At 71.8% G+C, this 23,479-nt stretch carries 21 protein-coding genes and 1 pseudogene; 12 read left to right on the forward strand and 10 right to left on the reverse strand.

The genetic code is table 11. The features are described from left to right. Positions 1-33: 33 nt before the first annotated feature. The 5 genes from ACIRVH_RS37890 to ACIRVH_RS37910 all read left to right on the forward strand — a co-directional run bounded on the left by ACIRVH_RS37890 (position 34) and on the right by ACIRVH_RS37910 (position 5,492). Positions 34-768 carry a hypothetical protein gene (locus ACIRVH_RS37890; RefSeq protein ID WP_403963443.1) on the forward strand — a complete coding sequence of 245 codons (735 nt, stop codon included), beginning with the start codon at positions 34-36 and terminating at the stop codon, positions 766-768. Next, positions 765-2,000, forward strand: a complete 1,236-nt coding sequence (locus ACIRVH_RS37895; RefSeq protein ID WP_403963446.1) for an ATP-binding protein — start codon at positions 765-767, stop codon at positions 1,998-2,000. The genes ACIRVH_RS37890 and ACIRVH_RS37895 overlap by 4 nt, the downstream gene beginning before the upstream one ends. Before the next feature lie 106 nt (positions 2,001-2,106). Then, entirely contained in the window at positions 2,107-3,468 is a 1,362-nt protein-coding gene (locus ACIRVH_RS37900) for an FtsW/RodA/SpoVE family cell cycle protein (protein ID WP_403963449.1), read from the forward strand. 23 nt (positions 3,469-3,491) lie between these two features. Next, a complete protein-coding gene (locus tag ACIRVH_RS37905) occupies positions 3,492-4,949 on the forward strand; it encodes a penicillin-binding transpeptidase domain-containing protein (protein WP_403963497.1) in 1,458 nt (485 codons plus the stop codon). A 45-nt stretch (positions 4,950-4,994) separates the two neighbouring features. Next, positions 4,995-5,492 (forward strand): DUF3291 domain-containing protein, encoded by a 498-nt coding sequence (locus ACIRVH_RS37910; RefSeq protein ID WP_403963451.1) that lies wholly within the window; start codon positions 4,995-4,997, stop codon positions 5,490-5,492. Here the strand turns inward: ACIRVH_RS37910 and ACIRVH_RS37915 are convergent. Together ACIRVH_RS37915 and ACIRVH_RS37920 are read right to left on the reverse strand one after the other, a co-directional pair. Further along, entirely contained in the window at positions 5,476-6,324 is an 849-nt protein-coding gene (locus tag ACIRVH_RS37915) for a hypothetical protein (protein WP_403963499.1), read from the reverse strand. The genes ACIRVH_RS37910 and ACIRVH_RS37915 overlap by 17 nt on opposite strands. A gap of 36 nt (positions 6,325-6,360) precedes the next feature. Next, the gene (locus tag ACIRVH_RS37920; protein WP_403963453.1) at positions 6,361-7,470 is read right to left on the reverse strand and encodes a ferritin-like domain-containing protein; all 1,110 of its coding nucleotides are present in this window, start codon (positions 7,468-7,470) and stop codon (positions 6,361-6,363) included. A gap of 122 nt (positions 7,471-7,592) precedes the next feature. Here ACIRVH_RS37920 and ACIRVH_RS37925 point away from each other — a divergent pair, with 122 nt between their 5' ends. The 4 genes from ACIRVH_RS37925 to ACIRVH_RS37940 all read left to right on the forward strand — a co-directional run bounded on the left by ACIRVH_RS37925 (position 7,593) and on the right by ACIRVH_RS37940 (position 10,832). Then, positions 7,593-8,531, forward strand: coding sequence for a diiron oxygenase (locus tag ACIRVH_RS37925; protein ID WP_403963456.1), 939 nt, complete (start codon positions 7,593-7,595; stop codon positions 8,529-8,531). Between the two features lie 161 nt (positions 8,532-8,692). Further along, a complete protein-coding gene (locus ACIRVH_RS37930; RefSeq protein ID WP_403963459.1) occupies positions 8,693-9,343 on the forward strand; it encodes a TetR/AcrR family transcriptional regulator in 651 nt (216 codons plus the stop codon). Further along, positions 9,336-9,656, forward strand: coding sequence for a hypothetical protein (locus ACIRVH_RS37935; protein ID WP_403963461.1), 321 nt, complete (start codon positions 9,336-9,338; stop codon positions 9,654-9,656). Before ACIRVH_RS37930 ends, ACIRVH_RS37935 begins: the two co-directional genes overlap by 8 nt. A gap of 111 nt (positions 9,657-9,767) precedes the next feature. After that, on the forward strand, positions 9,768-10,832 hold the full coding sequence (locus tag ACIRVH_RS37940) for an NlpC/P60 family protein (protein WP_403963464.1): 1,065 nt from the start codon (positions 9,768-9,770) through the stop codon (positions 10,830-10,832). Here ACIRVH_RS37940 and ACIRVH_RS37945 read toward each other — a convergent pair. From ACIRVH_RS37945 to ACIRVH_RS37965, 5 genes are read right to left on the reverse strand one after another with little or no spacing between them, the layout of a single operon-like run. Next, positions 10,805-12,058, reverse strand: a complete 1,254-nt coding sequence (locus ACIRVH_RS37945; RefSeq protein WP_403963467.1) for a styrene monooxygenase/indole monooxygenase family protein — start codon at positions 12,056-12,058, stop codon at positions 10,805-10,807. The genes ACIRVH_RS37940 and ACIRVH_RS37945 overlap by 28 nt on opposite strands. A 29-nt stretch (positions 12,059-12,087) precedes the next feature. Continuing rightward, positions 12,088-12,735: a GTP-binding protein gene (locus ACIRVH_RS37950; protein ID WP_403963470.1), complete on the reverse strand. Its 648-nt coding sequence runs from the start codon at positions 12,733-12,735 to the stop codon at positions 12,088-12,090. Further along, complete coding sequence (locus ACIRVH_RS37955; protein ID WP_403963472.1) at positions 12,716-13,132, reverse strand: DUF742 domain-containing protein; 417 nt, start codon at positions 13,130-13,132, stop codon at positions 12,716-12,718. Before ACIRVH_RS37955 ends, ACIRVH_RS37950 begins: the two co-directional genes overlap by 20 nt. After that, a complete protein-coding gene (locus tag ACIRVH_RS37960) occupies positions 13,129-13,626 on the reverse strand; it encodes a roadblock/LC7 domain-containing protein (protein ID WP_403963474.1) in 498 nt (165 codons plus the stop codon). The genes ACIRVH_RS37955 and ACIRVH_RS37960 overlap by 4 nt, the downstream gene beginning before the upstream one ends. Further along, positions 13,623-17,078, reverse strand: coding sequence for a nitrate- and nitrite sensing domain-containing protein (locus tag ACIRVH_RS37965; RefSeq protein ID WP_403963502.1), 3,456 nt, complete (start codon positions 17,076-17,078; stop codon positions 13,623-13,625). Before ACIRVH_RS37965 ends, ACIRVH_RS37960 begins: the two co-directional genes overlap by 4 nt. Before the next feature lie 386 nt (positions 17,079-17,464). Between ACIRVH_RS37965 and ACIRVH_RS37970 the strand changes: the two genes are divergently transcribed. Beyond that, on the forward strand, positions 17,465-18,253 hold the full coding sequence (locus tag ACIRVH_RS37970) for a hypothetical protein (protein ID WP_403963475.1): 789 nt from the start codon (positions 17,465-17,467) through the stop codon (positions 18,251-18,253). A gap of 21 nt (positions 18,254-18,274) precedes the next feature. Here the strand turns inward: ACIRVH_RS37970 and ACIRVH_RS37975 are convergent, their stop codons facing one another. After that, entirely contained in the window at positions 18,275-18,766 is a 492-nt protein-coding gene (locus ACIRVH_RS37975) for a MarR family winged helix-turn-helix transcriptional regulator (RefSeq protein WP_386581215.1), read from the reverse strand. Between the two features lie 232 nt (positions 18,767-18,998). On the opposite strand from ACIRVH_RS37975, the gene ACIRVH_RS37980 reads away from it, so the two are divergent. Together ACIRVH_RS37980 and ACIRVH_RS37985 are read left to right on the forward strand one after the other, a co-directional pair. Beyond that, positions 18,999-19,823 (forward strand): lysozyme, encoded by an 825-nt coding sequence (locus ACIRVH_RS37980; RefSeq protein WP_403963477.1) that lies wholly within the window; start codon positions 18,999-19,001, stop codon positions 19,821-19,823. Between the two features lie 131 nt (positions 19,824-19,954). After that, positions 19,955-22,306: a SpoIIE family protein phosphatase gene (locus ACIRVH_RS37985; RefSeq protein ID WP_403963479.1), complete on the forward strand. Its 2,352-nt coding sequence runs from the start codon at positions 19,955-19,957 to the stop codon at positions 22,304-22,306. 95 nt (positions 22,307-22,401) lie between these two features. Here ACIRVH_RS37985 and ACIRVH_RS37990 read toward each other — a convergent pair whose 3' ends face one another. Together ACIRVH_RS37990 and ACIRVH_RS37995 are read right to left on the reverse strand one after the other, a co-directional pair. After that, positions 22,402-23,028, reverse strand: a complete 627-nt coding sequence (locus ACIRVH_RS37990) for a hypothetical protein (RefSeq protein ID WP_403963482.1) — start codon at positions 23,026-23,028, stop codon at positions 22,402-22,404. Positions 23,029-23,167: 139 nt separating this feature from the next. Continuing rightward, positions 23,168-23,479: pseudogene (locus ACIRVH_RS37995) on the reverse strand (hypothetical protein); the annotation flags it as partial.

Raw genomic sequence — 23,479 nt, forward strand, 5'->3', positions numbered from 1 at the left:
GCCCACTCTCGTCCCGGAATCCTCAGGAGCCCCGTGTCAGCCCGTCGCATCGCGCGCACCGCTCTCACCGCGGCCGTCGTCGCCCTGCTGTCGGCGACGGCGGCGGCCTGTGGCGACCGGGGCGATCTGCAGGGCGCCGGGGCCACCCCGACCGCGGTGAGCCCGGCGAAGCTCTGGCCGGACCTCCGGCCGGCGTCCAGCCCGGCCTACCCCTACGACGAGGGGAGCACCGAGAACGTCAAGGGCGTCCAGGCGCCGGGCGACGACATCCGCAAGGTCGATCCGGTGGACGTCGTACGGGCCGAGATGGCCGCGCATCCGGACGACTACGGGTCGAAGGGGGCGTACCACGCGACCGTCGAGCGGATGAAGGAGTGCGACGCGGGCGGGGACCGGGCGCGGTGCCCGCTGCTCAAGGCGTACTACCGGGATCTCACCGGGGACGGCCGGGCCGACCTGACGCTGGGCTTCCGGCTGTACCCGACCAACCAGACGGCGGTGCGGGTCTACACGGTGGAGAAGCACAAGCTGGTGCAGGTGCTGGCCGACAACGACGCGATCATCGGCGTCGAGCTGGCCGGCCGGGCGGTGATCGTCCGCTCCCCGGCCGGGATCTCCGGGTACGAGTACCGCACCACCTGGGCCTGGGACCCGGACCAGCGGGCCATGGTGTTCTCCCGGGACGAGTTCCTGCGCACCGGCAAGGGCCGGCACAGCCACGCGCCCTCCCCGTCCGTCGGCACCACCCCGCCGGTGAGCGCGGGATGAGGCCCACGCTGCCCCGGTGGGCCGGGACGCTCGCCATGAAGTCGGCCGCGTTCATCGCGGTGATGTGCTGCGCTCTGGCCGCGCTGCTCGGCGTCCTGGTGCATGTGTCGGTGACCAACCAGACCGTCGGCCAGGCCCGCGACCTCGCGCTGTCCCGGCTGCAGGACGCCACCCAGGCGTACGAGGCAGGGGACACACTGCTGCCGGGTGCCGGGGTGAACCCCGAGGGGCTGCCCGCACGGCTGCGCACGCTCGCCGTGGCCGGGGAGCGCGGCACGATGGTCTCCTCGCACCAGGGACGGCCGACCATGTGGGCGGCGGGACCGGCGGGCGGCCACCGGGCGCTCGCGGTGGAGGTCGACTACTCGCAGCAGGCCCGTACGATCGCCGGGCTCGACCGGTCCATCCTGTGGTCGTCGGCGCTGGCGATCGGGGTGACGTTGCTGGTCGGCGCGTTCGCGGTGACCCGGGTGACGCGGCGGCTGCACGGCACCGCGCAGGTGGCCCGGCAGATCAGCGCGGGCGCTCTGGACGCCCGCGTGAACGACCCCCGGACCAAGGACCCGACGCGGCCCCAGGACGAGGTGGCCGCGGTGGCGGCCGCGCTGGACTCCATGGCCTCCTCGCTGCAGGGCAAGCTGCTGAGCGAGCAGCGGTTCACCGCGGACGTGGCCCATGAGCTGCGCACCCCGCTGACCGGGCTGCACGCGGCGGCCGAGCTGCTGCCGCCGGGCCGGCCGACCGAGTTGGTCCGGGACCGGGTGGCGGCGCTGCGCACGCTCACCGAGGACCTGCTGGAGATCTCCCGGCTGGACACCGGGCGGGAGAAGCTGGAGGTGGACACCGAGGAGCTGGGCGCGCTGGTCGGGCGGGTGGTGCGGGCCTCGGGGACGGACACCGAGGTGCGGATCGCGCAGGACGCCCGGGTGGAGACCGACCGGCGGCGCCTGGAGCGCGTGCTGGGGAATCTGGTGACCAACGCGCACAAGCACGGGGCGTCTCCGGTGGTGCTGACCGTGGACGGGCCCGTGGTGACCGTACGGGATCACGGGGGCGGGTATCCGGAGTACCTGGTGGCTCATGGGCCGCAGCGGTTCCGTACCGAGGGCGGGGCCAAGGGGCATGGGCTCGGGCTGACCATCGCGGTGGGGCAGGCGGAGGTCCTGGGGGCACGGTTGTTCTTCGGCAACGCGGTGGGCGGAGGCGCCGTGGCCACGCTGCACCTCCAGTAGCGCCCGACGACGGCTCGGGCGTTTCACCTCCCCGGTCCGCGCCACGCTGGTGCCGACAACCCGGGCAAACCACGCACAACACGCCCCGTTTGGGTAGGTTCCGGACATGACCCAGGCCGGAACAGCCGTGGCGGCGCCGAAGACACCCGCCCCCGCCGTACGCCTTCCCCGCCGCCGTGGCATCGAACTGGCCCTGATCGTGCTGGCCGTCCTGCTGTCCGTGTACGGCTACTGCGCCGTGGGCCTGGCGAGGACCGGTACCGTCCCGCCGGGTGCCGCCGGGTACGGCGCCGGACTCGGTGTGCTCGCCCTGCTCGCGCATCTCGCGGTCCGGATCCGGGCGCCGTACGCCGACCCCCTCCCGCTGCCCATCGGGGTGCTGCTCAACGGCCTCGGCCTGGTGCTGATCTACCGGCTGGACCTGGAGACACCGGGCGACCGGGCCGCCCCCGCCCAACTGGTGTGGTCCACGCTCGGGGTGGGCCTGTTCATCGTCGTCGTGCTGATGCTGCGCGACCACCGGGTGCTTCAGCGCTACTCGTACGTCTGCGTGGTCGCGGCCCTGGTGCTCCTCCTGCTGCCGATCCTCTTCCCGGCGGTCAACGGCGCCCGCATCTGGATCCGGATCGCCGGATTCTCCATCCAGCCGGGCGAGTTCGCGAAGGTGCTGCTCGCGGTGTTCTTCGCCGCCTACCTGGCCGCCAACCGCAACGCGCTCGCCTACACGGGCCGCCGGTTGTGGCGGCTGCAGTTCCCGACCGGGCGGGTGCTCGGGCCGATCGTGACGATCTGGCTGCTGAGCGTCGGGGTGCTGGTGCTGGAGCGCGACCTCGGGACCTCGCTGCTGTTCTTCGGGCTGTTCGTGGTCCTGCTGTACATCGCCACCGGTCGCACCGGCTGGATCGCGGTCGGTCTGGTGCTCGCCGTGCTCGGCGCCTTCGCCGTCGGCCACTTCGAGCCGCACGTGAACGGCCGGATCGAGGACTGGCTGCACCCCTTCGCCACCATCGAGGCCGGGCAGGGCCCCAACCAGCTGGCGCAGTCCCTGTTCGCCTTCGCGGCGGGCGGGGTCTTCGGCACCGGGCTCGGGTTCGGCCACTCCACCCTCATCGGCTTCGCCACCAAGTCGGACTTCATCCTGGCGACGGCGGGCGAGGAACTGGGCCTCGCGGGCCTCGCGGCGATCTTCCTGCTCTACGCCCTGCTCGTGGAGCGCGGCTACCGGGCGGGCCTCGCCCTGCGCGAGCCGTTCGGGCGGCTCCTCGCGGTGGGCCTCGCCTCGATCCTCGCGCTCCAGGTGTTCGTGATCGCGGGCGGGGTCACCGGTCTGATCCCGCTGACCGGCATGGCGATGCCGTTCCTCGCCCAGGGCGGCTCCTCGGTCGTCACCAACTGGGCGATCGTGGCCCTGCTGATCCGGGTGAGCGACTCGGCCCGCAGCCAGTACGACGGGCAGGAGGCCCCGTGACCGAGTACGGCAGCGGCCGGCCGATGGCCCGGTACATCCGGCACGCCTGGGCGTTCTGCGCCCTGCTGCTGGCGGCCCTGCTCGTCAACGCCGCCCGGGTGCAGGTGGTCCAGGCGGGGTCCTACGACGCCAATCCGGCCAACCGCCGCCCCACGATCGCCCGTTACCAGCAGCCGCGCGGCGACATCCTGGTAGGCGGCGAGCCGGTCACCGGCTCCAACGACACCGGCGAGCAGCTGCGCTACGAACGCGCCTACCGGGACGGGCCGTTGTACGCGCCGGTCACCGGCTTCGCCTCGCAGATGTACGGCAGCACGTTCCTGGAGGACACGGAGGACGGGGTGCTCTCCGGCACGGATCCGATGCTGTCGCCGTTCCCGCTGTGGAACGACGTGACGCGGAGGCCCAGTCCGGGCGGGGACGTCGTCACGACCATCGACCGGAAAGCGCAGCAGGCGGCGTACCAGGGGCTGCACGGTCGGCGGGGCGCGGTGGCCGCGATCGAGCCGGCCACCGGCCGCGTGCTGGCGCTGGTGTCGACCCCGTCGTACGACCCCGCCGAGCTGTCCGGCAACAGCGAGGCGACGGCCTCGGCGTGGGCGCGGCTCAACCACGATCCGGAGAAGCCGATGCTCAACCGGGCGGTGCGGCAGACCTATCCGCCGGGGTCGACGTTCAAGGTGGTCACCGCGGCGGCGGCGCTGGACGCGGGTGTGGTCACGGATCTGGACGCGTCCACCGACTCCCCCGACCCCTACCGGCTGCCCGGGACCAGGACCCGGCTGACCAACGAGGGCGACGGCTGTGCGGACGCCTCCCTGCGGGAGGCCTTCAAGTGGTCGTGCAACACGGTGTTCGCCAAGCTGGCCGTGGACGTAGGGGTGGCGGACATGTCGACCACGGCCCAGGCGTTCGGCTTCAACGACACCCGGCTGCGGGTCCCCTTCGAGGCCGCCCCCAGCACCTTCGACACCCATGTGGACAAGGCGCAGCTCGCGCTGTCCTCGATCGGGCAGTACAACACCCGGGCGACCCCGCTGCAGATGGCCATGGTCGCGGCGGCCGTCGCCAACGGCGGCCGGCTGCGGACGCCGTACCTGGTGGAGCGGACCACCCGCCACGGCGGCGAGACACTCACCGGCGGCGGGATGCAGCCCGACCGGCAGGTGATGCGCCCGTCCACCGCCGTGCAGCTGCGACAGCTGATGACCGACGTGGTCACCGACGGCACCGGGACCAACGCGGCCATTCACGGGGCCGTGGTCGGCGGCAAGACCGGTACCGCCCAGCACGGCGTCGGCAACTCCGGTGTGCCGTACGCCTGGTTCGTCTCCTGGGCGCAGGCCGACGACGACCTGGAGCCGAGGGTCGCGGTCGCGGTGGTGGTCGAGGACGCCTCGGCGGACCGGGGCGAGATCAGCGGCGGCGGGGACGCGGCACCGATCGCCCGGGAGGTGATGCGGGCGGTTCTCGGTCTGTGAGACGGGGGGTACCGCGGCCCGCGGTGGCCGACCTACCGTTCGGTCATGACGCATGCGCCGGTGGCCCACGAACTCGCCCAGGTCAACATCGCCCGCCTCAAGTTCCCTTTGGACTCCCCCGAGTTGAAGTACTTCGTCGACGCGCTCGACCCGGTGAACGCCGTGGCGGACGCCGCGGACGGATTCGTCTGGCGGCTGGAGAGCGACTCCGGCAACGCGACCGACATCCCCGTCCTCGGCGACGAGTGGCTGATCATCAACATGTCGGTGTGGCGGGACAGCAACGCGCTGACCGCGTTCATGTACCAGGGGCAGCACCGGGAGTTGCTGGCCCGGCGCCGGGAATGGTTCGAGCGTGTCTCCGAGGCGATGGCCACGCTGTGGTGGGTTCCCGCCGGCCACCGCCCGACCGTCGCCGAGGCGGAGGAACGACTGCTGCACCTGAGGGAGCACGGCCCGACGCCGTACTCCTTCACGCTGCGGACGTCGTTCCCCGCGCCGGAGGCGGAGGCAGAGGCGGAGGCGGTCAGCCGATCGGCTTGATCATCTCGTCGCGGACCTTGAGGGTGTTCCGGGCGGCGGCGGCGAGATCCACGTCGGCGGAGTCCTTGCGCTGCAGGTCGACCTCGCCGATCACGGCCGCCGTGTTGCCGTCCGCCCAGGAGCAGACCGGGTAGGTGATCGTCATCAGCGACTGCTTCTGGGTCAGTACCTCACAGCTGATGGTGACGGCGGAGCCGGACGGGGTGACGTCCTTCTCGGGTTCGACCACCGTCACGCCGTCGGCCTCGGTGGCCCCCTTGAGCATGTTGCTGCGGACGTCGTCCTCGTTCTTGAACCGGCCGTACATGCTCGACACCAGCAGCATGCCCTTGGAGTCGTCGCCGCCCGGGCTGTAGCGGCCGACCAGGGCGTGGACGTCCTTGGCGTCCCAGGCGCCGTCGGCCTCGTCCTCGACCTTCTGCCCCTCGCTGTCGGAGAGGTCGTCGGCGAGGACGTACTTCCCGTCCACCAGCGTGTGGGGCAGGGTGAGCTTGTTCTCGGCCGCGGGGAAGTCGGTCCCGAGCAACGCCCCGAACCCGCCGACGGCACCGAGCACGGACAGGCCGACGACTCCGCCCACGATCCCCAGCGCCAGACCGACCCCGCGCTTCTTCGGCGGCGGACCCATGGGCGGCGCGCCCCAGCCGGGGTACGGCTGGGGCGGGTAGGGCTGCGGAGGGTACGACTGCTGCTGGGGGTACGGGGAGCCGTACGGCCCCGGAGGCGGCGGAGCCTGCGGCGGCTGCTGCCCGTACGGGTACTGCGGCTGCTGGGGCTGGTACGGGTACTGGGGCTGCTGCGGGTACTGGGGCTGCTGCGGCGGCGGAGGCATGGACACGCCAGAACGCTACTGCACCCGGGGAGCGGGTCAGGCCTCGCCCGCCCCCGACTCGATCGCGTCCCGCACCTCGGCGACCCGCTCCTGCTCCTCCGCGGCGAAACGTTCCGCGTCCAACTGCTCGGCGATCTCCTCATCCTGGGCCATCAGCAGGTCCAGGTTGGAGTCGCCCATCTCGAACACGCCCATGTCGACATAGGCCTGCTGGAGCCGCTTGCCCCACAGGCCGATGTCCTTGACGCAGGGCACGATGCGGCTGAACAGGAGGCGGCGGAAGAGCTGCAGGAACTCGGAGTCCGCGCTGATCCGCTCGGCCTCGGCCCTGGCGATGCCGAAGTTCTCCAGCACCTCGATGCCGCGCAGCCGGTCGCGCATCAGATAGCAGCCCTCGATGACGAACTCCTCGCGCTCCCGCAACTCGGCGTCCGTGAGCTGCTTGTAGTAGTCGCGCAGAGCCATGCGCCCGAAGGCCACGTGCCGGGCCTCGTCCTGCATGATGTAGGCCAGGATCTGCTTGGGCAGAGGCTTGTCGGTCGTGTCCCGGATCATGCCGAAGGCGGCGAGGGCGAGCCCCTCGATGAGGACCTGCATCCCGAGGTAGGGCATGTCCCAGCGGCTGTCGCGGAGGGTGTCGCCCAGCAGCAACTGGAGGTTGTCGTTGATCGGGTAGACCATCCCGATCTTCTCGTGCAGGAAACGGGCGTAGATCTCGGCGTGCCGGGCCTCGTCCATCGTCTGGGTCGCCGAGTAGAACTTGGCATCCATGTCCGGCACCGACTCCACGATCCGCGCCGCGCAGATCATCGCGCCCTGCTCTCCGTGCAGGAACTGGCTGAACTGCCAGGACGCGTAGTGCTGCCGCAGCTCACCCTTGTCCCTGTCGGAGAGCTTGGCCCAGTACGGGGTGCCGTACAGCGACATCGACTCCTCGGGGGTGCCGAGCGGGTCGTACGGATCGACCTCCAGGTCCCAGTCGATCCGGGTCCGTCCGTCCCACTGCTTGTCCTTGCCCTTCTGGTACAGGGCGAGCAGGCGGTCCCGGCCCTCGTCGTACTCCCAGCTGAACCGGGCTGCGCCACTGGCGGGTACCTGCCAGAGGGGGTCTCCGGGGTTGTTCGTGTACAGGTCATGCGTCGGCATACCTCGCAGGCTCACACGTAGACGCCGAGTCAACAAGTCATGCGCAGGGGATTGACGGCCTTGCTGACAGGCAGTCTCATAAGAGGCGGACGACGTACCCCGGGTAACGAGGTGAAAGAGCCATGACGACCCTGACGGAAGCGGACGCGCTCGACGGGCTGCGCGACGCGCTCGGCCTGCTGAAGGACCGCGAACAGGTGGCCGAACGGCTGCTCGTCTCTTCCGCCAAGCACTCCTTCGACCCGGACAAGGAGCTGGACTGGGACGCGCCCTTCGAGGAGGGCAAGTGGTTCTGGCCGCCGGAACTGGTCTCGCTGTACGGCACGCCGATGTGGCAGCGGATGAGCGAGGAGCAGCGGATCCTGCTCTCCCAGCACGAGGCCGCGGCGCTGGCCTCGCTCGGCATCTGGTTCGAGCTGATCCTGATGCAGCTGCTCGTCCGGCACATCTACGACAAGGCGGCGACGAGCGCACACGTCCGGTACGCCCTCACCGAGATCGAGGACGAGTGCCGGCACTCGAAGATGTTCGCGCGGCTGATCGCGCGGGGCGACGCCCCCTGGTACCCGGTGAGCCGGGCGCACCAGAACCTCGGCCGCGTGTTCAAGACCATCTCCACGACCCCCGGTTCCTTCACGGCCACGCTGCTCGGCGAGGAGGTACTGGACTGGATGCAGCGGCTGACGTTCCCGGACGAGCGGGTGCAGCCGCTGGTCCGGGGGGTCACGCGGATCCACGTGGTCGAGGAGGCCCGGCACGTCCGCTACGCCCGCGAGGAGCTGCGCCGCCAGATGCTGACGGCCCCCAAGTGGTCCCAGGAGTTCACCCGGGTCACCTCCGGCGAGTTCGCCCGGGTCTTCTCGATCGCCTTCATCAATCCCGAGGTCTACACGAACGTCGGCCTGGACAAGCGGGAGGCGCTGGCCCAGGTGAAGGCGAGCGGGCACCGGCGGGAGGTCATGCAGACGGGCGCGAAGAGGCTGACGGACTTCCTGGACGACATCGGGGTGCTGCGGGGGGTCGGGCGGCGTCTGTGGAGGTCGTCCGGGTTGCTGGCCTGACGCGGGCTGCGGGTGGTCGTGGGTCGCTCGCGCAGTTCCCCGCGCCCCTTGAGGCTGGCTGCGCATCCCCACCCAAAGGGGCGCGGGGAACTGCGCGACAAGCCCCCGCGGACCCGCAGCCGCCCGCACCCCGAACCCCCGTGGCGATTAGGCTGCTGGCCATGACCCCGGCCGCCTCCCCCGCCTATCGCCGCCTCAGCGTCGAGGAGCGGCGCAGCCAGCTCCTCGCCGCCGCTCTCTCGCTCTTCGCGCACCGCGCCCCCGAGGACGTGTCGCTCGATGACGTGGCGGAGGCGGCCGGGGTCTCCCGTCCGCTCGTGTACCGGTACTTCCCCGGAGGGAAGCAGCAGCTGTACGAGGCCGCGCTCAGATCGGCCGCCGAGGAGCTGCAGCAGTGCTTCGACGAGCCGCTGCACGGCCCCCTGCTGCCCCGTCTGTCCCGGGCCCTCGACCGCTATCTGACCTTCGTGGACGAGCACGACACCGGCTTCAGCGCACTGCTCCAGGGCGGCAGCGTGGTGGAGACGTCCCGGACGACCGCCACAGTGGACGGGGTGCGCCGGGCCGCCGCCCAGCACATCTTCAGCCACCTCGGCGCCTCCGCCCCGGGCCCACGGCTGCGCATGACCGTCCGGATGTGGATCACGGCGGTGGAGGCGGCCTCCCTGATCTGGCTGGACGAGGGCAAGCAGCCCCCGGTCGAGGAGCTGCGCGACTGGCTGGTCGAGCAGTTCGTCGCCGTCCTCACGGTGACCGCGGGGCGCGATCCGCAGACGGCGGACCTCGTCGGCACGCTCGCCGAGGATGACTGAGACTGAGACCGTGAAGAGTCAGGACACCCCCTTCGAGGGCGGCCCCATGGACGGGCGCGTGCTGCCCGTCCTGCTGGGCATGACCGGCCACCCTCCGAAGACGTACCGCATTCCCGTCCCGGACCCGGCCGGCGGCCCGCCCACCGTGCTCGTGTACCTCCGCGTGCCGAGGGGGCACAGCAAGAAGCTCGGTCTGACGCAGGGATGGAAGTACCAGTACGCCCCCGAGGGGAAGCCGCCGAGCAAGGTCCGGTGGCCCTGGTCCAAGCCGGACGAGCGGCCGTCCGGCAAGCCGGGTGACCCCTCCGGGTGACAGGGTTGCTCCGAATCGCGTAGGCACGGCACACACATCTCCGTACATGTCTGATTATCGCCGTGCGGCGACAGACGGAAGGTCCGCCTGTTCCGCACCGGAGGTGATGACGTGTCAGGAGTGCTTCTGCGCCTGGCCTGTACGGCCGCGGTGGCGGCCCAGGCCGTCCTCGCGCCCGCGGCGGCGGTGGCCGCACCCGACCCGCAGCGGCCCGTCTCCGAGCTGCTGACGGACCTTCAGCAGCTGTACCGGCAGACCGAACAGGCCACCGAGACCTACAACACCACGGCGGAGAAGCTCAAGAAGCAGCAGGCCGAGGTGGACCGCCTCGACGGCGAACTGGCCCGGGCCCGGCTGGCCCTGCAGGGCAGCCGGACCGACGCCGGACGCCTCGCCCGGGAGCAGTACCAGAACCGCAGCGACCTCTCCCCCTACGTACGTCTGCTGCTCGCCCCGGACCCGCAGCACGCCCTCGACGAGGGCCATGTCATCGGACAACTGGCCCGCGAGCGCGCCGAGACGGTGGACCGGCTGGCCGACACCGAGGAGCAGAAGGACGCACTGGCCAAGGCGGCCCGCAAGGCCCTGGACACCCAGCAGACCCTCGCCGCGCGGCAGAAGAAGCAGCGCGACGACGTGACGACCAGGCTCGCCGACGTGGAACGGCTCCTGGCCTCCCTCACCCCGGACCAGCTGAGCGCGATCGCCCGGCTGGAACAGCAGGGGGTCACGAAAGCCCAGGACAAGCTCGTCACCTCGGGCGCCCTCGGCAGGGCCGCGGCCCCTTCCTCCGCCGAGGGCGAGCGGGCGGTCCGCTACGCCATGGACCAGATCGGGAAGCCGTACCAGTGGGGAGCGGCGGGCCCGAAGTCGTACGACTGCTCGGGCCTCACCTCCCAGGCCTGGGACCACGCGGGCACGCCCATCCCCCGCACCAGCCAGGAACAGTGGAACCGCCTGAAGCGAATCCCGCTGTCCGAGCTGCGCCCGGGCGACCTGGTGATCTACTTCCCGGAGGCGACGCACGTGGCGATGTACGTGGGGGGCGGAAAGGTCGTACAGGCACCGAGACCGGGCGAGAGGATCCGGGTCTCCCCGTTGGCGTCCAATCCCGTACTCGGTGCCGTACGCCCTGACGACTCCCGCGCTCAGGCCCCGGCCACCGAGGCCAGGTAGGCGGCTGTCTTCTCCGGCTCGTAGAAGAAGTTCTCGAAGTCGGCCGGATCGTTGAACGCGTTGGCGAATCGATCCGCCACCGGCTGCAGCTGCCCCGCCGCACCGATGAGGTTCAGGATGTGCTCCGGCGGCGGCGCCAGCATGGCGTTGGTCCACTTGGTGACGTGCTGGGCCGTGGTCCAGTACCGGTCGAACGTGGCGCGCATCCACTCCTCGTCGAACGGCTTGTCCTCCCGCTCCAGGATCGACGCGAGGTACGCGGCCGCGCACTTGGACGCGGAGTTCGAACCCTGTCCCGTGATCGGGTCGTTGGCGACGACCACGTCGGCCACGCCGAGGACCAGACCGCCGGAGGGCAGCCGACCGATGGGGTTGCGCACGGTCGGGGCGTACCGGCCGGCCAACGTGCCGCCGGCGTCGGTCAGTTCGGCCTTCGTGGCCCGCGCGTACTCCCACGGAGTGAACTTCTCCATGAGTTCCAGGGTCAGGGAGAGGTGCTCCGCCGGGTCCTTGACGCCGTTGAAGACGTCGAGCGGGCCGCCGGGTATGCCTTCCCAGAACAGGATGTCGGCGCGGCCCGAGGTGGTGAGCGTCGGCATGATGAACAGCTCGCCGACCCCGGGGACCAGGTTGCAGCGGACCGCGTCGAACTCCGGGTGCTCCGGGCGCGGGCCGAGGCCGTGGACGTACGAGACGGCCAGCGCGCGCTGCGGCTCGCCGTACGGGGAGCGCTCCGGGTCGCGGGCGAACATCGAGACCAGCTCGCCCTTGCCCGCCGCGACCAGGACGAGGTCGTAGGTGCGGGAGAAGTAGTCGAGGTCGCCGACGGCCGCGCCGTGGATGACCAGCTGGCCGCCGCGCTGGGCGAAGGTCTCCATCCAGCCGGCCATCTTCACCCGCTGGTCGACCGACTGGGCGTACCCGTCGAGCTTGCCCACCCAGTCGATCGCCCGCTGGGTCGGACCGGGGTCGTGCGAGCCGGGGGCCGCGACCGAGACGCCGAGTCCTTCGATCTTCGGGGCCTGGGACTCCCAGAAGTTCAGCTGGAGATCGCGCTCGTGCTGCAGTGCCGTGTCGAACATGCACTGCGTCGACATGACCCGGCCGGAGCGGATCTCGACCGCGGTCCGGTTCGACATCAGGGTGACCTCGTAGCCGTGCGACTGCAGACCGAGGGCGAGCTGGAGTCCGGACTGGCCGGCTCCGACGACGAGTATCTTCCGCATGCGGGTGTGTCTCCTACGGGGGCTGGGGACTACTCGGGGGTTTCGTCCAGCGCGTGGCCCACCAGGGCCAGGAGGGTCTCGATCACCGAGATCCGGCGTCGCGCGTCCATGATCATGACAGGGATGCGCGCGGGGACGGTCAGCGCCTCGCGTACGTCCTCCGGCTCGAACAGCTCGCTGTCGTCGAAGTGGTTGACCGCGACGACGTACGGCAGTCCGCAGCTCTCGAAGTAGTCCAGCGCGGGGAAACAGTCCTTCAGGCGGCGGGTGTCGGCCAGGACGACGGCGCCGATCGCGCCGCGCACCAGGTCGTCCCACATGAACCAGAACCGCTGCTGGCCCGGAGTGCCGAACAGGTAGAGCACCAGGTCGTCGTCGAGCGTGATGCGGCCGTAGTCCATGGCCACCGTGGTGGTCAGCTTGCCGGGCGTGGCGGAGAGGTCGTCGGTGCCCTCGCTCGCCTCGGTCATCAGCGCCTCGGTCTGCAGCGGGGTGATCTCCGAGACCGTCGTGACCAGCGTGGTCTTGCCGACGCCGAAGCCGCCCGCGATCACGATCTTCGTCGCGACGGGGGCTCGGTCCCGGTCCTTCTGCCAGGCCTTCAGATCCTCGTCGGGCTCGGCGAAACCTGCGACGAGGGGGGTGACGCCGGTGGCGTCAGAGACGGCGGAGTCCACTCAGCACCCTTTCCAGCAGAACGCGGTCCGGGCGGCCGGTGCCGTGACCCGTTCCGGTGCCGTACACACGGATCTTTCCCTGGTCCGCGAGATCGCTCAGCAGGACGCGGACCACGCCGAGCGGCATCCTCAGCAGCGCGGCGATCTCGGCCACCGAGCGCATACGGCGGCACAGTTCGACGATGGCCCGCATCTCCGGCATGACCCGGGTGGCCAGGGAGCCGTTCGTCAGTTCCTTGCGCTCCTCGGGAGCCTCGAGGGCGGCCACGAAGGTCTCCACGAGGAGGACGTGGCCGAAGCGGGTACGGCCGCCGGTGAGCGAGTACGGGCGGACACGGGCGGGTTTGCGGTCGCCGCCGCGGACCGGGAGCTGCTGCCTCTTGGCCGGGCCGCTCATCGGGTGCTCCCCGTCGGCTCGGCCTCCAGGGATTTCCTCAGCTCGCTGCGGAGTTCGGGGGTCAGGACGTGGCCGGCGCGGCCGACGAAGAGCGCCATGTGGTAGGCCACCACGCTCATGTCGCACTCGGCGGAGCCGTGCACGCCGAGCAGCGAGCCGTCGCTGATCGACATCACGAAGAGGCTGCCCTCGTCCATCGCGATCATCGTGTGCCGGACGCCGCCGAACTCCATGAGGCTGGCGGCGCCGATGGTGAGGCTGCCGATGCCGGAGACGATGGTCGCCAGGTCGGCGGAGGAGCCCCGGGGGCCCTTCGCCGCCTTCCTCCGGCGGGACTCGGCCGTGCGGGCGGGGTCGGAGGAGAGCAGGAGCAGGCCGTCCGAGGAGACGACTGCGACGGACTGGATGCCGGGTACTTCCTCGACCAGGTTGGTCAGCAGCCAGTGCAGGTTGCGGGCTTCACTGCTCAGGCCGTAGGTACTGGGCGCGGTCAACTGCTTGCCTCCTCGGCTGTGCCCCCCGTGGCGTGTTCGGTGTGTGCGGCGATCTCTGCCTCTACGTCCCTGTAGCCGGCCTGTGCTCCTTGGCGGAAGCCGCCGAGTCTGCGGCGGAGGGCTTCGGCGTCAACGGATGCGCTGCGCTGGCGGGGCGGGGCTGTGGGCGCGGTGATTCTGGGTGTGCGCTTGGGGAGGCCCTTGCTGGTGAGCGCCTCGGCTTCGCCTTCGCCGTCCTCGTTCCCACCCGCACCACCCGTGCGGCTTTCGTCGTCGAGTGCGGGTGGCCCCAGCGGGGCGTGCTCACCGTCGGCGACCGCGGGTGCGTCGTGGGCCGCGGGCGTGGCGTGGGCGACGAATGCGTGGGAGACGGCGCGTACGCCACCGGCCTCAGGTACGTCGTGGGCCGCGGGCGCGCCGGTGGCCTCCGGCGCGCGGGAGGCCGCGCGGGCGCCGCGGGCCTCAGGTACGGCGTGGGCCGTGGGTGCGTCGTGGGACTGGGGTACGCGGGGGACCGTGCGGGCGTCGCCGACCTCAGGTGCGTCGTGAGCCTCGGGCGAGCCGGTGGCCTCGGGTGCGTGGGAGGCCGTGCGGGTGTCGCGGGCCTCAGGTGCCTCGTGAGCCGCGGCGGCGTTGTGGGGCTCAGGTGCCTCGGTGGTGTGGGAGGCCGTGCCGGTCTCGTGGGGCTCAGGTGCCTCGTCAGCCGCGGGCGTGGCGTGGGGCTCAGGTGCGTGGGTAGCGGCACCGGCACCGCGGGACTCAGGTACGTCGTGAGCCTCGGGCGCGTCGTGGGGCTCAGGTGCGTGGGAAGCGGCACCGGCACCGCGGGACTCAGGTACGTCGTGAACCGCGGGCGCGCGGGAGGCGGCATGGGCGCCGCCGGCCTCAGGTGCCTCGTGAGCCGCGGGCGCGTTGTGGGGCTCAGGTGCCTCGGGGGTGTGGGAGGCCGTGCCGGTCTCGTGGGGCTCAGGTGCCTCGTCAGCCGCGGGCGTGGCGTGGGGCTCAGGTGCCTCGGTGGCCGCGGGGGCGTGGGAGGGCTCGGAAGTTGGCGGCGCGTCCGGGAGCAGGAGCTCCATCGTTGTTTCGGCGAAGGTCTCTGCCGGCTCCTTCGGGCGGGTCACCGATTCCTCGGTGGTCGGCTCGTCGGGCTCCGGCCTGGTGTGGGCCTCCAGGGCCTCCGCTTCGCGGGCGAGCTTCTCCGCCAGCGCCACCAGCGGGTCCGTGTCCTTGTCCGGGTCCTTGGTGCGGGCGTGCAGGACGTTGGAGTTGGCCTCGGCGTCGGCGCCGGGGAAGGAGACGGTCTGGGTGGTGTCCGAGAGTCCGGCCGAGGGCGGGACCGCCGCCGCGGGGGCCTCGGCGAGGAGGGACTGGGGCAGGACGACGACCGCCGCCACCCCGCCCTGCTTCTGCTCGCGCAGCTGGACGCGGACGCCGTGCCGGTGGGCGAGGCGGGCCACGACGTACAGGCCGAGACCGAGGCCGGCCTCGCCCTCCTGGTCGTACGGCGAGGCGGGGTCGAAGTCGGTGAGGCGGGCGTTGAGGCGGTCGAACCGGTCGCCCGCCAGGCCGATGCCCTCGTCCTGGACGGAGAGCATGACTTCGCCGGATTCGAGGAGCCAGCCGGAGACCTCGACGGGCAGGTCCGGCGGGGAGAACGAGGTGGCGTTCTCCATGAGTTCGGCGAGCAGGTGGGAGAGGTCGTCGGCCGCGAAGCCCGCCACGTGGGCGTGCGGCGGCAGGGCGGCGATGCGGACGCGCTCGTAGCGTTCGATCTCGCTGACCGCCGCCCGTACGACGTCCACCAGCGGGACCGGGCCGTGGTGCTGCTGGACGTGCTCGGTTCCGGCGAGGACCAGGAGGTTCTCGCTGTGGCGGCGCATCACCGTGGCGAAGTGGTCGAGCTTGAAGAGGGTGGCGAGCCGCTCGGGGTCCTGTTCGCGCTCCTCCAGGCCCTCGATGACCGCCAGCTGGCGCTCGACCAGCCCCAGGGTGCGCAGCGCGAGGTTGACGAACGTACCGCCGATGCTGCTGCGCAGCCGCTCCAGCTGGGCGGCCGACTCGTCGAGTTCGGCGCGCAGCTCCTCGCGGGCGTCGGCCATCTTCTGCCGCTGGCCCACCAGGTGCTTGCGGTCGGTCTCCAGGGTGGTGACCCGCTCGTGCGCGGCGGTGGTCTGCTCGTGCAGGGCGACCGCGTGCGCGTGCAGGGCGTTGACCGAGCGGACGACCTGGGCGAACTCGTCGTTGCGGCCGGTGAAGGCGATCGGTTCCTGGGTGACCGGGTCCTCGGCCCCGGCCAGGCGGGCCGAGCCGCGGCGCAGGACCGACAGCGGGCGGGTGAGGGTGCGGGCCATGCCGGTGGCGATGCCCACGGCGACCAGCATCAGGACACCGAGGACGGCGACGCGGATCTCCAGGGCGGAGACGTCGTCGTCCCGGAGCCCCGCGAGGTCCTTGGTGCGGTGGTCGTAGAGGGCCGACTCGGCGCCCCGCATCAGGTCGACACGGGCGGACAGGGCCGCGTCCAGCTTCTTGGCGCCGGTGGTCGACTCGCTGCCGGTGAACGTCGGCTGGTCGGTGAGGGCGGCCAGGTACTTCTCCGCCGAGTTGACCTCGGGGCCGGTGACCGTGGAGTCGTACGAGGCCACCGCCGCCTTGGGGGCCGTCTCGTGGAAGTCGGCGAGGGCCGCGTCGGCGCGCAGGCGGGCCTGCTGGGCGGCGGCGGTGAGCGCGTCGCGCTGCTTGCGGTCCGCCTCGTTCGTGGTGGTGGTCGTGGTGGGCAGACCGGTGGTGGGGTTGATCACCGTCTGGGTGGTGGACGGTATGTTCAGCGCGGCCAGCAGCAGGCCGCGGGCGGCCGCGGACTGCTGGACGGCGGAGTCCAGTTCGGCGAGGGAGTAGGCGCCGGAGCCGGCCCGCGGGGGCATCTGGTCGGCCAGGTCGTCGGCGAGCCGGTGCAGTTCGCTGATGGTGGCCGAGTACGCCTGGTGGGTCTGCAGCGCGTTCGTCTTGCCGGTGAGGGCGGCGCGCCGGACGGCCGCGATGGCGTCGAGGTCGGTGCGCAGCGCGGCCGGGGTGTCGGTCTCGGCGCGCAGGTCGTCGACCTGACGGTCGACGCGGGCGCTGCGCTGCTCGGAGGGCGCCTTGGCCTTGGGGCGGCCGGCGGCGATGTAGGCCGTGACCTCGTCGCGTTCGTCGGCGAGCGAGTGGGCGAGCGCGAGCGCGTCCTGCGTGCGGGCCGCCAGCGTCACCAGGTCCTGCGAGTCGCCGAGGTCCTGGGAGGCGGCGAGCAGCGCGGGCGCTCCCGCTCCCGCGATGGCCGCGGCCACCACGGCCACGGCGACGATCAGCCGGGTGCGCACATGAGTGGGGCGGCCGGTGCCCACGGGGGTCTGCTCGGCGACCCCCTCGGGGGCCGTCTGCTTGTTTGTGCGCCGAGGCCGCTTCATCTGCACCGGTGCTCGCATTCCTGAACTCGTCTACCCAAGGGCCCGGGTGGCGCCCCGTGATCTCGGTACCAAGTGGTGCGTACACCCCCGGTTCGTACGGTTCCCGACCCTCCCAGCGCCGGTGGGCAGTGGCCGTGCATCACCTGACCCGCCACCCGAAGGAGTGAACATCGGAGGGGAGTTGGCGGGCAAGTTCCTGTGGCGTGTGCAGAGCCCTTGTGCGGTGGGCCGGTTGGACGCGCGCGTCAGGCTTTGGCAGTATTCGCCACCACGCCTTCCCGGAGTGTGTCATTTACTCCCAAACCAGGCGCCCGACCTGTGGGACCGTGCCAATTCGGCGGTGCTTGCCAGCCTTTGGCGAAGCCTGTGAAGGGGTCGTGCAGACTGGCCGAATGCGCACTGATCTCGTCTCGGAAGCCGGCGACCCGACCCGACCCAACGAAGACTTCGCCGGAGTCGGACTACCCGCGTCCGGTCAGGGGGGTTGCGTGATCTTGCTGGACGGAGTGACGCCACCACGGGACGGGACGGGGTGTCTGCATTCGGTCCCCTGGTTCACGGCGCGGCTCGGCGGCGCACTGACCGAACTGACCGTTTCCGGGCGAGATCTGACGCTCCCGGAGATTCTCGCGAGGGGGATCGCCCGGACCGCGGAGGCCCACGCGCACACCTGTGAGCTTTCTCACCCGCGAACTCCCCAGGCGACGGTGGTCCTGACCCGCTGGTCCGACGAGACCGTGGAGTACCTGGTCCTGTCCGACTCCGTGCTGCTCCTGCAGTCCCCCGACGGCGCGGTCACCCCGGTCCTGGACGACCGGCTCGACCGGCTGCCCCGCTCCGCGCTGGCCACCGACGCCCTGATCGACGCGCATCTGCGCAACAAGGAGGGCGGCTTCTTCACGGCCGCCGCCGACCCCTCGGTCGCCTCCCGCGCGGTCACCGGCACCCTCCCCCGCCACGAGGTGCGGGCCCTGGCCGCCCTGACGGACGGCGCGACGCGCTGGAAGGAGAAGTTCCACGAGGGCGACTGGACGGCCCTGTTCGACCTCGTCGCCAAGGAGGGCACCCGCTCGCTGGTCGAGCGGGTGCGGGAGCTGGAGGCGGCGGACCGGGAGCAGCGGGCGTTCCTCGGCCGCAGCAAGACGCACGACGACGCGACGGCGGTGTACGTCGAGCTCTAGGGCCGGCCCCGGAGCGCCGGGCTACTTCTCCATGACGGTGTTCAACTGGTGCAGCAGGCGGGCCAGTTCGGCCACCTCGAGGCGGTCCCAGTGGGCCAGCTGGCTGACGTAGCGGGCGCGGCGGGCCTCGCGGACCTTGCCGACGCGGCCGCGGCCCTCGTCGGTCAGGGTCACCAGCCAGGCGCGGCCGTCGGCGGGGTCGGGCTCGCGGGCGATCAGGCCCAGTTCCTCCAGGGCGCGCAGCTGGCGGGACATGGTGGCCTTGCCGACGCCGATGTAGGCGGCGAGCTCGGTGGCGCGCTGGCCGCCGAGTTCGTCGAGGCGGATGAGCAGGCCGTACGCGGAGGACTCCAGGTCGGGGTGGACCTCGCGGGCCATCTCGCCCTGGTTGGCCCGGGCACGCCTGAGCAGCACGGTCAACTCGCGCTCCAGTGCCAGGAATTCCTGGTCTGCACCACTCGGCGTCACCTGGTCGGTGACCCGATGTCCGTCGCCGTTTCCGTCCTCGTGCACGTCAGCACCCCTGATCGGTTTCGCTGTCCTGAAAGTTTCTGTCAAACGCCGCCATTGCCGCAGCTCCGTAAGTATTTCGCAGGCGTAGACCAACGGCAGCCTCCGGACCCCCTTCCCACGCCGTCATCTACGTGCGTAGCTTCTTTAGCAGGCAATCAATGACATGCCCACGCCAGTGGATCAGCGGTCACCTCATGGTCCGCCCCCCCACCTCACTCCTCGGAGGCACGTCATGCGCGTGCACAGACCCGGTTCCCCCCACCCACGTCCGCTCGCCGTCCTCGTCACCGCCCTGCTCGCGGCGCTCTCCCTGGCCCTCCCCCTCACCACCGCCCGGGCTGCGAGCACACCCGGCCGCGGTTCGGCGTACATGGGCATGGGAGTCCTCGCCCACGACGGACAGAACGGCACCCCCTCCACCGGTGACGTCACCCAGACCGAGGGTGTCGACGTCTCCGGCCACCAGGGCAACGTCGCCTGGAGCACCCTCTGGAACAGCGGCGTCCGCTGGGCCTACACGAAGGCCACGGAGGGCACGTACTACACGAACCCCTACTTCGCGCAGCAGTACAACGGCTCGTACAACGTCGGCATGATCCGCGGCGCGTACCACTTCGCGACCCCGGACACCACGAGCGGCGCCACCCAGGCGAACTACTTCGTCGACCACGGCGGCGGCTGGTCCCGCGACGGCAGGACCCTGCCCGGCGCCCTCGACATCGAGTGGAACCCGTACGGCGCCGCCTGCTACGGCAAGTCCGCCAGTGCGATGGTCAGCTGGATCGCCGACTTCCTGAACACCTACAAGGCGCGTACGGGCCGGTACCCCGTGATCTACACGGCCACCAGCTGGTGGACCCAGTGCACCGGCAACTACGGCGGCTTCGCCGTGAACAACCCGCTGTGGATCGCCCGCTACGCCTCGGACCCGGGGACGCTGCCCGCGGGCTGGTCGTACTACACGATGTGGCAGTACACCTCCTCGGGCCCGACCGTCGGGGACCACGACAAGTTCAACGGAGCGCTCGACCGGGTCGTGGCGCTGGCCAACGGCTAGCCGCCGCTCAGCGCGGGTGCGGCGGTCGTCCCCCATCGGGCGGCCGCCGTGCGCTGCGTTGGTGCTCCGCGCCGGCCGGGATCATGCTGGTCAGGAGAGGAGCCTGCCGAGCAAGGGCGAGATGAGCGGCGATGGAGCGACAGTCGACGTACACGGCCACGGCCACCATCGATGAGCAGGGCATCCTGACCGGCTGGAGCGAAGGCGCCCAGCGGCTGCTCGGCCACGAGGCCTCGGAGGTCGTCGGACGGCCCGCGTCCGCGCTGCTCGCCGCGGAGGCCGGATCGGCCCGCCGGACCCTGGCCGGGCACGACCGGTGGAACGGCACCGTGCCCCTGCGGCACCGGGACGGCCGACGCCTGGAGCAGGGGCTCCTCGCCCACCGCCGGACGTCGGGCACCGGGGTCGTCGACTGGCTCGTGGTGACCGCCGTGGCGGACCGGCCCCAGCCGCCCCGGGGCGAACCACTGGAGGAGTGGACGTTCATCCAGTCCCCCTTCCCGCTGGCGATCTTCGACACCGAGCAGCGCCTGATGCGCGCCAACCGCCGCCTGGAACGCGCCCTGTCCCTGCCCGAGGCGGCGATGCGCGGGCTGCGCCTGACCCACATCTCACCCGGACCCGCGAGCGAGGAGACCGACCGGACGATGCGCCAGGTGCTGGAGACCGGCGAGCCCCAGGAGATGCGGACCGGTGTCGTCCCGGATCTGAGCCTGCCCACCGTCCTGACCCCGCTCAAGGACGGCACGGGCAGGGTCCGCGCCGTCTGCCTCGCGGCGCACCGGCGCGCCCCGGAGTCCGCCCGCCGGGGCGTCGAGGGCGAGACCGGCACACACACGGGTACGGCTTCCGACCTCGCGCGGGCCGCGCAGGAGCTGGCCGAGGCCACCGTCCCCCGGCTCGCCGACTTCATGGCCGTGGACCTGCTCGACGCCCCGCGTTCCCCGGCCGATTCCGCCGACGTGGGGCCGCTGGTCCTGCGCCGCGCCGCGCTGCACGTCGTCCCGGACGACGCCGTGGGCGCGTCCGGGGCCGGGGTGGGCCAGGCGATCGCGTACGAGCCGGGCTCGCCCCCGGCGGATTGCCTGGCCTCCGGCAACGCCGTCCTCTACGACACCTCGGACCCGTTGATCGCGGCATGGGCGGCCGTGGACCCGGCGGCCGCGTGGCTGCACGCGTACGGCACGCGCGCGCTGATGCTGGTGCCGGTGCTCACCGAGGGCAGCACCCTCGGGGTGGCCCTCTTCGGCCGCCACCGGCGCTTCGAGCCGTTCGGCCCGGAGGATCTGCGGATCGCCGAGGAACTCACGGCGCATGCGGCCACCGGCCTGCACAGCGCCCGCCGTCAGTCGCGTGCCCGCACGACCACCATGTCCCTGCAGCGCAGCCTGCTCCCGCACACGCTGCCCGAGCAGGCGGCCCTGGAGATCGCCACCCGTTATCTGCCCGCGGCCACCAAGGCCGGTGTGGGCGGCGACTGGTTCGACGTGATCCCGCTGTCCGGGGCGCGGGTCGCCCTGGTCGTCGGCGATGTCGTCGGCCACGGCATCCGCGCCTCCGCCACCATGGGCCGGCTGCGGACCGCGGTGCGCACCCTGGCCGATGTCGACCTGCCCGCCGACGAGCTGCTCACCCACCTCGACGACCTCGTCCTGCGGCTGGCCGCCGACGAGGGCAGCGCCGACCCGGCGGCCGAGACCGCCGGGGGCATCGGCACCACCTGTCTGTACGCGGTCTACGACCCGGTCTCACGCCACTGCACCCTCGCCCGGGCCGGCCATCCGCCGCCCGCCGTGGTCACCCCGGACGGCACCGTCCGCTTCATCGACGTGCCCCCCGGTCCGCCGCTGGGGCTCGGCGGGCTGCCCTTCGAGGCCTTCGAGACCGAACTTCCCGAGGGCAGCCTGCTCGCCCTGTACACCGACGGACTGCTCGAGGCCCGCGACCACGACATCGACGAGGCGCTGGACAAGCTGTTCGGCGCACTCGGCCGCCCGGCGTCGACGCTGGACGCGGTGTGCGACCGGGTGCTGACCGAGCTGCTGAGCCACCGCCCCGACGACGACATCGCCCTGCTCGTCGCCCGCACCCGGGCCCTGCACGCCGACCGGGTCGCCGCCTGGGAGCTGGACAGCGATCCCTCCGTGGTGGCCCGGGCCCGCAAGCACACGAGCGACCAGCTGAGCATCTGGGGGCTGGACGAGGCCGCCTTCACCACCGAGCTGATGGTCAGCGAACTGGTCACCAACGCCATCCGCTACGGCCGCCCGCCCATCCAGCTCCGGCTCATCCACCAGGACTCCACCCTGATCTGCGAGGTCTACGACTCCAGCGGCACCACCCCGCACATGCGGCGCGCCCGGATCTTCGACGAAGGCGGCCGGGGCCTGCTCCTGGTCGCCCAGCTCGCCAAGCGCTGGGGCACCCGCCACGACCGGGTCGGCAAGACCGTGTGGGCGGAGCAGTCGCTGACCCTGGGCTGACATGCGACTGCCCCGCCGGGGAGGGGCGGGGCAGTGAGCGGTCGGTTTTCCCTGTGTGCGGTTCTCCCTGTGTGCCTGTGTTCGGTCTTCTGCGCTCAGTTGACGACCACGTCCGGCGGGGCGGGCGCGTCCGGGGCGGTGGTGCCGCCGCTGTCATGACCGGGGTCCGGCGCACCAGGTCCGGAGTCGGCCGGGGGATCGGCCGGAGCGGGCGCATCCGGTGCGGGCGACTCCGGTGTGGAGGTACTGCCGGTGTCCCCGCCGGACGGGTCCGGCTTGTGGTCGTCGGGGCACGGCGGGCCGTCGCTGCCGTTGGTGCCGGTGCCGTTGCGGCCGTTCGTGCCCTTGCCGCCGCATGAGCCCCTGCCCCGGCCGCCGGTGCCGCCGGTACCGGTACCACCCGGAGCCGTGCAGACCGTGGCGTCGCCGCCGGTGCCGTTGCCGCCGTTGCCGCCCGTGGCGTTGCCGGCCTGGCAGGTGTCGTGGTCGCCGTGGTGCCCGTCCCCGTGATCGCCGTGCTTCTTGCCGTGGTCGTCCTTGTGGTGATCGTCGCTCTTCTTGTGGTCCTTGCTGCCCTGGTCGTCGTGCTTCGCCGAAGCGGTCACGCTCGACGGCGCGGGGGCGGCGAAGGCGGCGCCTGCGGGGATCAGGACTGCGCCGAGGGGAAACAGGAGGGAGGCGGCGGCCACGGCCAGGCTGCTCTTGCGGACGTTGCGGATCATGGGGGGGTGCCGTTTCTTGAGGGGGGTGGTCGGGATTGCGGGGGGGTAGGGGCTCGTGGCCGGTGATCGGGTGGCGCGGCCGCTGACCGCGCCACCCGAATCCGCCGTCGCTCACTCGCTGCTGTCAGCGACGTGGGCTTCAGTTGGCAGTGGCGTCACCTCCGTTGCCGCCGGTTGCGTCCCCGCCACCGTTGCTCGTGGCGTTACCGCCATTACCACCGGTCGCGTCCCCGCCACCGTTGCTCGTGGCGTTACCACCGTTACCACCGCTGGCATCGCCGGCACCGTTACTCGTGGCGTTACCACCGTTACCGCCGGTCGCATCACCCTTGCCATTACTCGTGGCGTTACCGCCATTACCACCGCTGGCATCGCCGGCACCGTTACTCGTGGCGTTACCACCGTTACCGCCGGTCGCATCACCCTTGCCATTACTCGTGGCGTTACCGCC

The sequence above is a fragment of the Streptomyces sp. NPDC101165 genome (assembly GCF_044768135.1).
Classification (GTDB): Bacteria; Actinomycetota; Actinomycetes; order Streptomycetales; family Streptomycetaceae; genus Streptomyces.